The organism is Methanomicrobium sp. W14, from assembly GCF_017875315.1.
In the GTDB taxonomy this organism is placed as follows: Archaea; Halobacteriota; Methanomicrobia; order Methanomicrobiales; family Methanomicrobiaceae; genus Methanomicrobium.
On the sequence record NZ_JAGGMM010000003.1, the window covers coordinates 83,128 to 96,690 of the forward strand.

Consider the following 13,563-nt stretch of genomic DNA (forward strand, 5'->3'; position numbering starts at 1 on the left):
CTCTCATTGGCAGATAAATTTTAATTGGACACATCTTTCTTCCGGATACCTCATATAACCCGCATTAAGAGGTATTTTTCCGTTTTTTGCCGATGCGTAAGACATCATGCCGACTCAGTCAGAGTTTAACAAATAGTGTTGATTTGTACCCTATGTCAGCAATTACTATTTATCGCATTATCACCAAATATAATTTGCTGTAGTGACAACAAAAAAATATTCAGAATCTAAATATAATTTTATAACTAAAGGGATTAATAAAAACAGGGATATTTTTGATTTAGTCCCGGATTTTTTTTATTCTGTTTTCCGGATTTTAAAGGGCCCTTTCTTTTAGGTTTTTCAGTAATATTCAAAGGATGCCACTTTAAGGGTTCCGTTGCCGCGGTTTGCAATATCACCTTTAAAAACTGTAAATATTTTTGAATCCAAAGTTTCCTCGCCTTCCTTTGAAAACGCAGGCGGCATCGCGTAGGCTGTCCCGCAAACAGTAACAGTTCCCCCTTTCATATTTCCGCACGGCCTGTGGCAGTCCTTTGATATGAAGAGCTCACCTCCTTTCATATCTACACCTGCCATATCCCCGCATGACCCGTGGACAATTACCTTCCCTCCAAAAAGACACTCGCAGCAGTAGTCGCCGGCGTTACCGAAGACCTCTATAAGACCGCCTTTCATGCCTTCTGTAACCCCCCTGTAACCTGCACCGCAGTAATGGGAAGCGTCACCGTGACAGATTATTTTTCCACCCTCCATCTCACGGCCGAGCCAGCCGTCGGCATTGCCGAATATCTCTATTGTACCACCCTTCATGAAATTCCCGCAGTGCATCCCGATGTCGCCTCTAACGGTTATTTTCCCATCCTCCATGTATTCGCCGATTCTTTTGACGGTACGGGTAGTATCCCCTGATAGAACAATCCCGACATCCGATGGTTTTTCAGCTTTTCCTGTGCAGGAGATGTCAAAGAAATCCGTAAGTTTCCATTCTTTGTTTCCCTCCCACACCGTAAGGTCTGCATAACTTTCATCGACAAAATTTGCAGGAACAATCCCCTCTGCCTCTACAGAAATGTCAGGTTTCTCTCTTTTTTTTACAGTAAGTGTAACGGTTCTCATATTACCGGAATTTCCTCCCTGAAAGTGAAAAATCCCCCGTTGAATAATCATATTAAAAAGGGATATTAAACACAGACATAATTTCGGATTCTTATAAACTTACCTTTGAACCGCACTGCCTTTTAAGATTTTGTTCTGTCTGCCTGAACTCCCACAAACCTGTTAAAGAGACTTTTGGTGCTTAAAAAAATGAACTTACCTTCAAATCATAAAAACGGTTTTGAAAATTCATTTAATCAGATTTTTTTAACCGGAGATGAGAGTGCCAAATATTATATCGGGCATAGTCCATATTCTAATCACAATGGCAGACGAAGAATATCTGGCCGCATTCTTTCTCTCTGAACTGCACCAGAAATATATGGACAACGTGACTGAAATAGGAAGCATCAGGGACATTCTCGAAGAAATAAAAGAAGATACGGAAAAACTTTCCGACCTTTCGGGTGACGAACTCCAAAAGGGCATAGATTCGGTTCACGGCACTGTAGAAGCTCTTTCGTCACGTTTAAAGGATGTGCATGACTTCCTGGAGTTTTACTTAAAGGACAAGAACTCCGTAGGAATTGTTCTCCTGGAAAGGGACACATACATGAAAATTAACCAGATTTTAAGGTGGAACAAAGCTGATGTCAGGGAGCTTAAAAGGTGGATAAACGAACTCAAGGAGCTTGCAGGAAAACTGGGAAGAAACCCGCACGACCTTTTAAACTTCAGGAAACTCCCGACGGTCGAGATGCCCGAGGTCGCCCGCAAATATCCTGCCTGGGCAATGGACAAAAACGACTACTGCCTTACAGGGCCTGATTACAACGAAATTATGCATATAGATGAGGTTATAGATGAGATGGAATCCGGAGAGAACCCGTTTCCGGTCCACCCCGTCAGCACAAACTAGATCTTTTCAAACCAAACTTATTATTTATTTAAGTTTTATTTAATCCAATATATCTTTTTCAGACCCATTTTTTCCTGTTCATACTAATTTTTTGCAGAATTGAATTTAAAGTCCTTTTTTTAGGGAAACAGGATGGTTTAACCAGGCCCGCACATGAATATCTAAGTAACCTGCCATCATCTTTAGTGATGTGATAATTGTAGAATCCTGCTATGTAAGTCAGCATATATGCAAAAATTCCTTTTATCCTCCGTGCCGATGTGTATACTTCCGCCTGCCTGTCATATACATAGGAAGCACCGGCTGAAAACAGACGCAGGGAAAGATCATAATCCTCTAAAACAGATATGCTCCTGTGACCTCCTGCTTCTATGTAAATATCTTTTTTTACCGCGACATTGGACCCGATTAACCAGTAAAATCCAAATAAATGCAATAAATGATAATATTTTCTCCAGACCTGTATAATTAATGAGCAAATATTCCCGTCATAGAACCTTACCGGACCTGTACACACATCATATCCCCCGTACATCAGATTTTTTTTAATTCTTTCCAGCCATCTGTGCGAATATAGTGTATCTGCATCGGTAAAAACCAGTATATCTCCGGATGCAGCCTCAACCCCGTCACGCCGTGCACCTCCGATACCCTTCCTTTTCTGGAAAATCACCTTATCCGCAAAATATTCAGCTTTTTTACACGTTTTATCTGAGGAAAAACCGTCTACAATAATAATTTCATATTCATCTCTGGGCAGACTCTGGTCAGAAAGTGATTTAAGACAGGCAGTAATCCTGTTTTCTTCGTTTAAAGCAGGTATAATTATTGAAATCAGATCTATCACCGTTACATTAAGTAAATCTGAAACAATCTATTAAAACCGGATAAAATCTGATTGATTTCATGACGCAGATTATTTTATAATAATCATATATTTTTGAATTGAGAGCGTTTTTCATAAATTTCGCCCGATTCCGGACCACATCGATGAGGTTGACTGTTCTATAATCTCTTCAATATTACTCCTAAGCCTGCCTATTGTGTACAGGTTTATAAGCATAAAATTCGGGTACCAGAAATTTGCCAGAAAAACCTCTTTATCGGTTTTAACTATAATTCCACGGGAAACTGCTTTTTGATACAGGTCATCAAGGACTGAAAACTTGTCCAGTGCCTCTTCTTTTGCTTTTTTAGTAATACTTGATGAAGAAGAGAAATTTTCAAAGAAAAGAGTTTTTTCCGGGTTTTTAAACATCCAGATTAATACCTGCCGTTTGGCGTTTTTTATCTTCTCTTCAACGGAATCTGCTGAACTAACTGCCTCTTCTACAACTTCTGACAATGTCTGGTGAATAGAGAAGTATAAAGTGTCAATCAGATTCTCCTTGGTCCCGAAATATTTGAACAACGTTCCTACTGATACACCTGCAAGGTCTGAAATCTGCTGCGCAGGAGTAGCATGAAAACCCTGTCTGGAAAAAAGTTCAACCGCAGCTCTCATCAGGTCTTCATATTTTTTTTCAGACAATCTTTTGCTCAAAACAAACCTCCCCACAACAGGAACATAAAATAATCTCGTATTTCATAGTATAAATGAGTGATCACTCACTCATTTTTTAACCCTTCTCTCTGTTGCAGAATTGCAACAGTATTATAAAAATTATGGAAAAAGAATTGGAAATACTGAAAATTGAAATCTGTCATGAAAAAAATTCACAAGGGCAGGAATAAAAAAAGGGCAAAGGAGTTATCATCATGATTTTCAATCCTTGTTTTATTGGATGTAACTCTTCAAGTAGGCTTAACCTTCACCAAAGAGTTTTTACTGTTCGGTTTCAATCCTTGTTTTATTGGATGTAACTCTTCAAGAATGCAGTTGCGGAAATGAAAACCGGGAAAGAAATTAGTTTCAATCCTTGTTTTATTGGATGTAACTCTTCAAGCTGGTTCACCATAATACTAAATTACGCTCGCTCTAGTTTCAATCCTTGTTTTATTGGATGTAACTCTTCAAGCCTGCGGCTCCTGCTGAGGCTGCAGAACTTGTCTAGTTTCAATCCTTGTTTTATTGGATGTAACTCTTCAAGGTCGGGTAAGTGCCTTTGTAGTCCCAGGACAAACCGTGTTTCAATCCTTGTTTTATTGGATGTAACTCTTCAAGACCGTCATCTGACCCACAGATAATTGATTTTGTTTCGTTTCAATCCTTGTTTTATTGGATGTAACTCTTCAAGTTCCGCCCGGCCCCCTCTCGTGCTACGAGTTCCAAGTTTCAATCCTTGTTTTATTGGATGTAACTCTTCAAGGATATCAGTAAGGCAAAAGAAGAGGCAGATGAAGCAGGTTTCAATCCTTGTTTTATTGGATGTAACTCTTCAAGGAAAGCGTGATACAGAGCGATCTCTATGCGCTGTAGTTTCAATCCTTGTTTTATTGGATGTAACTCTTCAAGTTCACCTTCTTTAGATACACCATAGTGGTGTATATGTTTCAATCCTTGTTTTATTGGATGTAACTCTTCAAGTTATCAGCAAATACAGCCGTAACAATGAAACAGCTAAGTTTCAATCCTTGTTTTATTGGATGTAACTCTTCAAGAAAGTGTCGAGGTTTGCAAACTTGCGGGAATCGCAGTGTTTCAATCCTTGTTTTATTGGATGTAACTCTTCAAGAGTATGGAAGAAACTAAACGAACTTGAAGAAAGAAGTTTCAATCCTTGTTTTATTGGATGTAACTCTTCAAGTTTTCCTGAAATGCTCTGGTCGTCTAGATTTATCTCTAGTTTCAATCCTTGTTTTATTGGATGTAACTCTTCAAGGCCCACGCGAATTAAATATGAATGTTTCCGGACGGGGTTTCAATCCTTGTTTTATTGGATGTAACTCTTCAAGATTCTCCAAAGATATATGTTTATACTCGCGTTGACGTTTCAATCCTTGTTTTATTGGATGTAACTCTTCAAGCCAGAAGAGAGATTATGCATATCGTCGGAATCGAGTTTCAATCCTTGTTTTATTGGATGTAACTCTTCAAGTTGCAATGAACAGGAATTATTATTTATGGATAAGAAGTTTCAATCCTTGTTTTATTGGATGTAACTCTTCAAGGAAATTCATCTCTGAAAAGCCTTCAAGAGCAACGCAGTTTCAATCCTTGTTTTATTGGATGTAACTCTTCAAGTAATAGATATAAAGGAGAATTAAAATGAAAGAAGATTAGTTTCAATCCTTGTTTTATTGGATGTAACTCTTCAAGACAAACATAAGAGAATTCAAGAGAAGCATAGAATGTTTCAATCCTTGTTTTATTGGATGTAACTCTTCAAGACATACTCGTATGTAGCATTCGCCGGATCGGGCATGAGTTTCAATCCTTGTTTTATTGGATGTAACTCTTCAAGCTATACATCCAAATGACGCAAGCGCATTTAAACCTTCGTTTCAATCCTTGTTTTATTGGATGTAACTCTTCAAGGTCAATACCATAGATTTCATACGCTTTGCTCCACGAAAGTTTCAATCCTTGTTTTATTGGATGTAACTCTTCAAGGGACGGCGGTTTTCATATGATATCTGCACCAGTCATGTTTCAATCCTTGTTTTATTGGATGTAACTCTTCAAGATAGTAGTTGCGTATTGTTCTTTGTCCTCAAATATGGAGTTTCAATCCTTGTTTTATTGGATGTAACTCTTCAAGATCTTTTTTGTGCTGCTCTTCTTATAGCTGCCTCGGTGTTTCAATCCTTGTTTTATTGGATGTAACTCTTCAAGCCTGATTCAAAAGCTTTTTTAGTAATTGCAATAGTATGTTTCAATCCTTGTTTTATTGGATGTAACTCTTCAAGAAGAAAAGATCATGAAAAAGACAAACATGCCTATGCCGTTTCAATCCTTGTTTTATTGGATGTAACTCTTCAAGATTTTTTCTCTTTCAAGAATCTTCCTTGCCGCTTGTAGTTTCAATCCTTGTTTTATTGGATGTAACTCTTCAAGAGCAGGCAATTTTCCTTATTTTAACGTATAAACTCTGATTCTTGCCCGAAATTATGGTTGTGTTTTCTTCTGGCAAAATTATCAAACCCTTTATAAATATAAGAAAAACTCCTTCTATATGAGTAAATAGATCTTACAGATAAATAAACCAAACTGAAAATAGACAATTGAAAAATAGACGGCTGCAAAAAAAAATATGCAATAAAAGAGGAAAAAGATATATTTAATGAATCCGGGTATTTTACAGACAGTCGTTCATATACACATTATACAGACCTCATTTTTCCTGATACCGATACATCATAGCCGCCGGAATTTTTAAGTGCACTTTTAAACTCATCCGATGAAACGGCTTCAACAAGCTTTTTTATTCTTTCATCAGAAAGCCCGGAGTCGCGTACTGCAAACTCATACCTTGCATAGGACACCGGAGAAAAATCAAGGCCATAGACCTTTGCGGACTGGTAAGATACAAAAGCTGCATCGCAGTCGCCGTTCAGGACTGACATTGCAACGGCAGTCTCGCTGTTGAGGACTTTGTCATAGCCTTCAACCAATTCGGATGATATCTTTTCTTCCGATATTGCCCTGTCAAAAAGTATCCGGGGCTCTGAACCGGGGGGCTGGTTTACAAACGAATGTTTTGCGACATCCTTTAATGACAGGTTGTTTCTGGATGCTATCCCGTAGCTTATCCCGGCTATGCACAAGAGGCTCACCTTCGTTTCCGGAAGGTAGCGTTTCACCTGCTCTATATTGTACTCACCGTCCGGTGAAGGAATATGCATTGGTGCACAGTGGCAGACGTCCTTTTTAAGCGCAATGACACCCCCCATGTTCCCCGAACTTCCAATGTGGAGCACAACACCCGACTTTCTTAAAATCCCCGAAAGAACGCCAAGTGCAGGGTCTGCCATTCCTGTAACAAGAAGTGACCCGTCAGCATAGCTTTTTCCCTGGGTAAGAGTAACGCTCACCGTTTCACCGGCCGGGTACCCTTCAAGCCGCGACGGCACACGGAGAAATGCATTGGACCTGACTGAAGCCATCTGGACGCCCGCACCTCTTGACTGCTGGGCTGCAAGGTACCTGCCGTCCTTTTCCGCAACCGAGAGAAGCACAAACTCATCATAGCCTACATTTGATGTAATATCAGAAGAAAGCTCAACGTCAATCTTCCCGGACAGGGGACCTGTAAAACCCCATTTGTCAAGAAGAGGCCCCACAATCTCCCTTAATACGACCTGCGCAGATATCGGATAACCCGGAAGGCCGATTACAGGTTTTCCCATAACTTTGCCGAGGATCATGGGTTTTCCGGGCATTATCGCGATGCCGTGAAAAATAAGCTCACCAAGTTCCGATATCGCACCCGCCGTAAAGTCCTTGGTCCCCGCGGAGGACCCGGCAGAGACAATTACAATATCGTTTTCCACTGCGGCTTTTTCAACAGCTTTTTTTATCATTTCAGGGTCGTCAGGTGTTATCGGGTAGCAACGTGCGTCAACCTTTCTTTCGGAAAACCATACAGAAGCCATAGGAATGTTACTCTCAACGACCTGGCCGGGCCCTGGGACATTTCCAATCTCTACAAGCTCGCTTCCGGTCGGGACAAGGCCGGCCGAAAGTTTTCTTACACAAAGCTCCTTTATGCCGTAGGTCCCGAACGCTCCGGTATCAAAAGCTCTCATCCTGTGGCCCGCAGGTGCAATAAGTTCGCCTTTCTTTATGTCCTCTCCTGCCGGACGTACATTCTGCCAGGGCCTTGCGGCTTTCCTGACCGAGTAAACGCCGTTCTTCTCCCAGGTATCCTCTATCATCACGACAGAGTCGAATTCGGGCGGAACGAAATTACCGGTATTGACACGCAGAGTTTTTCCGAGTGCTACAGGGTTCTGCTCCGATGCACCTACGGTCTCAGCGCTTTTGACCGCAATCCCGTCCATTGCTGAAGTATTTACACACGGGACAGGATAACCGGCATAAACAGGTTCACGGAGAACACGGCCGCAGGAATTCTTAAGTGAAACCGTTTCGCGGGACTTTGGCTCGTCAAAGGACGAGAGAACCTTTGACACTGCATCATCGAGACTTACCTGCGAGAGGTATCTTTTCACCACAAAAATACCTCCACTTCATCGCCTGCCTCATATCCTTCCCTTCCTCCCGGAACCCGGATGACGCCGTCGCTTTTAACCAGAGTGTTCAGTATACCGGATTTTCCGAACAAAGGCTCGGCAAGGTTTTCATCCGTTATCCTGACACGGACATACTCCTCCCTTCCCTTCTCCGAGGGGAGGCTTTCCGCAAGCTTAACCTTTACAACGGATTCGTTCTCCTTCAAAATTCCCGTCATTTCTCTTAAAAGATGCCTCACAATTACAGAAAGGACCATATATGTCGCCGCAGGATGACCGGGGATTCCTATTAAAGGTGTATCCTTAATTTTTCCGATTATCGTCGGTTTTCCCGGCGCAAGCATGACGCCGTGAGCAAGGACTTCTCCTTCGGAATAAACCGCTCTTGCCGTAACGTCCTTTATGTCCTTTGAACTTCCTCCGGATACCAGGATTAAGTCACATTCAGCAGGAGCATTTCTTAAAATGTCCCTCATGGCCTTTTCATCATCCCTGACAATTCCGAGGTGTTTTGGGATACAGCCGTGCTTTTTTGCAAATGCAGAGCAAAGATATGTATTTACGTCCCTTACCTCACCGGCTTTGGGTTTTTCATCAACCGGAATAATTTCTATTCCTGTCGATATTATTCCAACTACAGGTTTTTTTCGGACAGATACCCTGGATGCACCGACTGCTGCAAGGCCTCCTATATCGGAAGCGGAAAGCACGCGGCCCTCTGCAAAGACAAGCTCACCTTCTGAGAAGTCTTCACCTTCCAAAACAACGTTTTCCCCCGGTGCAACCGGCCTTTTTATGAGGACGTCACCTTCTACCTCGTCCGTGTACTCGACCATTACGACGGCATCAGCACCTTTTGGCATCTGGCCGCCGGTTGGAATATTCAGGCATTCGCCCGCACCCATTGTCATCCTCTCCCCTGCTCCCATCGGGATACGTCCCGTAAGCTTAAGCATTGAAGGCATACTGACAGTCGCGTTCACCGTTTCGGCGGCAGATACGGCATAGCCGTCCTTCCATGACCTGTCAAAACCGGGTATGTTTATATCCGAATGCACATCTTCAGAAAGGACTCTTCCCACGGCATCCTCAAGAGCAACCGGCTCCGACCCGATAACGGGGACAATGCTTTTTGCAATCTTCACCGCCTCCTCTACGCTTATCAGATTCAAAAAATCTTTAGACATGGACCAACTCTCAAAAAACGGGCTATTATTCTATTTACTTAAAACATCCAAGCTTGCAGCCGCGAATCTTGATACCGTTCGTGTTGCAGAATTTACCTATATCCTCTTCAGGAATCCCGTATTTTCCGGATATTGAAAGAGCCTGTGTACATGTTATTACAGAGCCTATCCCCTCGCAACTGAATATCCCCGAGATCTTCTCTTTGTACTCCGAGTTCATATATCATTATTAATTTACAATAAATTAGAGTTTACGTGATTATGTGAACACAATAAAAAAAAGTAAAAAGTTATTTTTCTGCGATTTTTTCAAGAATCTGCCTGATTTTTTTGAGTTCTTCCGTGATTTCCTGATCTGATCCCTGAAGTCTTTTCTTTGCAGACGCATCCCCTCCGCCTGTTGCCGCAGATAAAGAGACGTCATCCCTGACAAAGTCCATTATCATCTCACGCAGCGGTTCAGGCTCTTCCATCCCTTTGATGCTTATTTCCGCAACCTTCTGCGCAGAATATCCGGCAGTCTGGATTCTCAGGTTCGAAATTTCAAACATTCTCATAAGAGGGCCCTGCACGATATCCACGTTGGTTATTCTGGTGTACGGGACAATACCTGTCTGTTTAAACCAGACACCCCTCCTCCATGTCATTTCGGTTTTATTCAGGTGATAGACTATGGAATCATAATAAAGAATATTCCAGACTATCCCTATAACAAGCAATATGACAAGCAGACCCGCAATAAACACATTCAGGAACATAAACTCGTCTATGAATACAATCCATGCAAAACAAAGCCATATGACAAAAATATAAAAGCATGTCAATATCCCGTTATACAACCTGAACTGTTTTGCAGGCTTAAAATCCTTTAAAAGCTCAATCATCTCCATGAAAGACTCTTTCTGATTTAAGTATATAAGCATGCAGGATATCCGGAGTATTATGCGTATGATTTTGAGTCTCCGGTGTTTTAGGTTAAGTTAATAATATTTACTTTATCCAGTCGGCGCATAAATGATAATCATTATACATTCAGGAAAATAAAGATTTAAATGTAAATTATCACTGGATTACCGGTAATTTAGAAGCCTTTTAAAAGCCTGAAATAATAAAAAGCGATGCAAAGTGCCTTTATGGTGATAACCGGCAGAATTTTTGCATTTTTAGGCTTTCGGCTTTTTAAGTGGCTTCAACCGGATTTAACGGGAAAACGACAGAAGGCATTTTTTTTGATTTTCAGATTATTTCTGTTACACCTTCCGCTGTTCCTTAAAATCCGGCAGGTATTTGGGAGAGGATTAATTAATGACCAGAAAAAACATGATTTGTTCCGTATTGTGCGTTTTTTTCGTTTTATTTCTGCTGATTACCTCGGCAGCCTGCACATCATCGGAAAACACAGGTTACAACGATTCAAAGACAGTATCCTACACTGACGAATTCGGAAGGACACTTGAAGTCCCGGCAGACCCCCAGAGAGTAATCTCAACCTGCCCGACGACAACGACACTTGTGTATATGCTTGCCCCTGACAGGCTCCTGGGGTGGAACAATAAACCGGATACTACCAATATGCCGGAAAAATATGCAAAACTCCCGGTTATCGGTGGATGGTTCGGGCTTTGGAGCGGAAACTACGAGACCATGCTTGCGGCAAACCCGGACCTTGTAATCTACGAGACAACGTATGACACGACCGACAAGTCCGATACAACCAGTCTTGAAGAAAAGCAGGCAAACTTCGGCAGCGTGCCTGTCGTAGGAATCTACGATTCCGGAAACCTGTCAGTACTTGACGACACGATAACAAAAGTCGGCAACCTTTTGGGAACCGGAGAAAAGGCTGAGGAACTTATAAAATTCCACGATGAAATGGAAGAACTCGTAAAATCACGCATTCAGAACATCTCAGGAGAGAACCGCACAAAAGTATACTACGCTGAGACCCCGTCAGGTCTTTCAACAGATACTGCCGGAACCGACCACGCCAGGCTGATTTCATTGTGCAACGGAATAAACGTGGCCAACATAACCCAGCAGGGCGGACAGATGGGCCAGACAGAAGTTTCAATGGAGCAGGTCTTAAGCTGGAACCCTGACGTCATAATATGCAACCAGAAAAACTGCTATGACGAAATATTAAACGATTCGGTCTGGGGCCAGCTTGACGCAGTCAAAAACGGACGTGTATACTACAACCCGAGAGGACCTTTCTGCTGGTTTGACAGACCGCCTGGCGCAAGCACTATCCTGGGAATCCCCTGGACTGCGAAAGTTTTGTACCCTGACCTTTTCAGTGATGTGGACCTTGAATCACTGACACGCGGGTTCTACTCGGAGTTTCTACATTACGACCTCTCCGACGACGAACTCCGGACTCTCATGCTGGGCGTCCCCTACAGTTCAGGTGAAGGCGGAAAACAATGACGCAATGCGCATTTTGTGAGAACAGGTGCAGCATCCCCGAAGGAGAATCGGGGATCTGCAAAATGTACACAAATTTTTGCGGCGAAATAAAAGAGCGTTTTCCCGACATGTGGATGAACATGATGCCTATATCAATCGAGACCATGCCTATCCTTCACTGGCACCCGCGCTCGAAGATTCTCCAGATAAGCACAATCGGGTGTAACTTTTCATGTGAAGGCTGCGTATCCGAGATCTTCTGCAGGGACACAAAGGACCTGTCGGTATCGATGAAAAAGGCGTCAGCAGAAGAAATAGTGCAAAAGGCTGTCGATGAAGGTTGCATAGGCATCTCGTTCTGCCTAAACGAGCCATCGGTTTCCCTGCCGTCGTTTAAGAAGGTGGCAGTCCTTGCAAAACAAAAAGGCCTTTTTGCGGGCTGTTCGACAAACGGCTACTTTACTGAAGAATCAGCAAATGAAATCCTGCCGTACCTTGATTTCGTAAATCTCGGGCTTAAAGGGTCATCGGATGAAAGGTACAGAGAGTGCAGGGCGCTTAAAGGCTCGGTGCCCCCGTTCAGAAATCTCGGGGCTTTCTACAATTCAGGCGTCCACTGCGAGACCTCCATAATGTATATAAGGGGCTTTGAGGACGAGGTTTTCAAAGCCGCCGAAAGGGTTGCTGCCATTTCCAGGGAAATCCCGTTTCAGGTGATGCGTTTTATCCCGTTCGGGGACTGCGACATATCAATGGAGCCCTCCATAAGCGAGGCTGAAGATTTGTGCGCCAAACTTTCCGAAAAACTGGACTACGTCTACCTTTTCAATACCCCCGGAACGAAATGGCTGAACACAAAATGCCCCGGATGCGGCAAAGTGCTCTTTTCGCGTGAGTTTCACGGTCCTATGGGTGCAAAGACGCTGTCATACCAGAAGAACCCTGGTAAATGCAGTTTTTGCGGCGCTTCAATTTCAATAAAAGGAGAGACTTCTGAAGAGATGTTCGAGGAATCAGGGATGCTCGGCGGCTACAGGCCCACACGTGCACTTGAGATGGTGCATGCAATTGCTGTCTGCCTCGGAGACTTAAGCGACGACAAAAAAGAGCAGCTGTTCAGGGACGTAACAAAACAGGAGTTTATCGGCAGTATTCACGAAAAGATAAACGGCATTGACACTTACTTTGACCTGATAGCCGATATCGCAGAAAGAGCGGGCAAAGAGGACGAGGGAAGAGCTCTCACGGACTACCTGAAGGAAAAAACCGACTTCATATCGGAAAAATCAAAAAACGCCCCAAAAAAACGTGTATACTACTGCATGGGAACACCTCTTTTTGCACTCAACGCCGGAAGGTTTGAAATAGACCTCGTTGAATGTGCAGGCGGAATCGGAGTAAACAGGTCAATAGAACGCGAGGGAAAGCCCGGAGTAAACATCACACCTGAAGAGTTCAGAGAACTCAGCCCCGGGATAATACTTGTCTCAGGCCTTTTCTCGTCGTCACAGAAGGATTATCTCAGGCTGTGCAGTGAAAACGGACTTGAGGCGAAAGCAGTTTTTGAAAACAGAATTTACACGATTACACCGGGATGGGACTTCGGAAGTCCGAGGTGGGTCCTCGGTTTAATGGAGATTGCAAATATACTTCACCCGGAAATATTTTCGTTTGACATGAAAAAAGAGAGTTCTGAATTTTTTAAAAAGTTCTATGGCATTGACTACAACCAGGTCCACCCGAACAGGTCGTTTTTTTCACCGACAGGAAAAAAGCACATTAAGGGATTATCTAACGAAAGTGCCTAAGTAAACCCAT

The 13,563-nt window shown here is 42.7% G+C and carries 10 protein-coding genes and 1 CRISPR repeat array; of the genes, 3 read left to right on the forward strand and 7 right to left on the reverse strand.

Annotated elements, in window-relative coordinates:
* Nucleotides 1–342: 342 nt before the first annotated feature.
* On the reverse strand, nt 343–1,119 hold the full coding sequence (locus J2128_RS09690) for a formylmethanofuran dehydrogenase subunit C (RefSeq protein ID WP_209691039.1): 777 nt from the start codon (nt 1,117–1,119) through the stop codon (nt 343–345).
* Between the two features lie 256 nt (nt 1,120–1,375).
* On the opposite strand from J2128_RS09690, the gene J2128_RS09695 reads away from it, so the two are divergent.
* On the forward strand, nt 1,376–2,017 hold the full coding sequence (locus tag J2128_RS09695) for a hypothetical protein (RefSeq protein WP_209691041.1): 642 nt from the start codon (nt 1,376–1,378) through the stop codon (nt 2,015–2,017).
* Between the two features lie 58 nt (nt 2,018–2,075).
* Here the strand turns inward: J2128_RS09695 and J2128_RS09700 are convergent, their stop codons facing one another.
* The 6 genes from J2128_RS09700 to J2128_RS09725 form a co-directional block, all read right to left on the reverse strand.
* Nucleotides 2,076–2,864 carry a glycosyltransferase gene (locus J2128_RS09700; RefSeq protein ID WP_209691043.1) on the reverse strand — a complete coding sequence of 263 codons (789 nt, stop codon included), beginning with the start codon at nt 2,862–2,864 and terminating at the stop codon, nt 2,076–2,078.
* Between the two features lie 111 nt (nt 2,865–2,975).
* Nucleotides 2,976–3,560 (reverse strand): TetR/AcrR family transcriptional regulator, encoded by a 585-nt coding sequence (locus tag J2128_RS09705; protein WP_209691045.1) that lies wholly within the window; start codon nt 3,558–3,560, stop codon nt 2,976–2,978.
* Between the two features lie 219 nt (nt 3,561–3,779).
* Nucleotides 3,780–6,014: a CRISPR direct-repeat array (repeat unit 37 nt; unit sequence GTTTCAATCCTTGTTTTATTGGATGTAACTCTTCAAG).
* Between the two features lie 266 nt (nt 6,015–6,280).
* Nucleotides 6,281–8,134: a molybdopterin biosynthesis protein gene (locus J2128_RS09710; RefSeq protein WP_209691047.1), complete on the reverse strand. Its 1,854-nt coding sequence runs from the start codon at nt 8,132–8,134 to the stop codon at nt 6,281–6,283.
* The gene (gene glp / locus J2128_RS09715) at nt 8,128–9,339 is read right to left on the reverse strand and encodes a gephyrin-like molybdotransferase Glp (protein WP_209691049.1); all 1,212 of its coding nucleotides are present in this window, start codon (nt 9,337–9,339) and stop codon (nt 8,128–8,130) included. The genes J2128_RS09710 and glp overlap by 7 nt, the downstream gene beginning before the upstream one ends.
* 34 nt (nt 9,340–9,373) lie before the next feature.
* Complete coding sequence (locus tag J2128_RS09720; RefSeq protein ID WP_209691051.1) at nt 9,374–9,559, reverse strand: hypothetical protein; 186 nt, start codon at nt 9,557–9,559, stop codon at nt 9,374–9,376.
* Nucleotides 9,560–9,629: 70 nt separating this feature from the next.
* Complete coding sequence (locus J2128_RS09725) at nt 9,630–10,262, reverse strand: PH domain-containing protein (RefSeq protein WP_245323597.1); 633 nt, start codon at nt 10,260–10,262, stop codon at nt 9,630–9,632.
* A 382-nt stretch (nt 10,263–10,644) separates the two neighbouring features.
* Here J2128_RS09725 and J2128_RS09730 point away from each other — a divergent pair, with 382 nt between their 5' ends.
* Together J2128_RS09730 and J2128_RS09735 are read left to right on the forward strand one after the other, a co-directional pair.
* Nucleotides 10,645–11,766 carry an ABC transporter substrate-binding protein gene (locus tag J2128_RS09730; RefSeq protein ID WP_209691053.1) on the forward strand — a complete coding sequence of 374 codons (1,122 nt, stop codon included), beginning with the start codon at nt 10,645–10,647 and terminating at the stop codon, nt 11,764–11,766.
* Nucleotides 11,763–13,553 (forward strand): radical SAM protein, encoded by a 1,791-nt coding sequence (locus J2128_RS09735; protein ID WP_209691055.1) that lies wholly within the window; start codon nt 11,763–11,765, stop codon nt 13,551–13,553. The genes J2128_RS09730 and J2128_RS09735 overlap by 4 nt, the downstream gene beginning before the upstream one ends.
* Nucleotides 13,554–13,563: the final 10 nt, after the last annotated feature.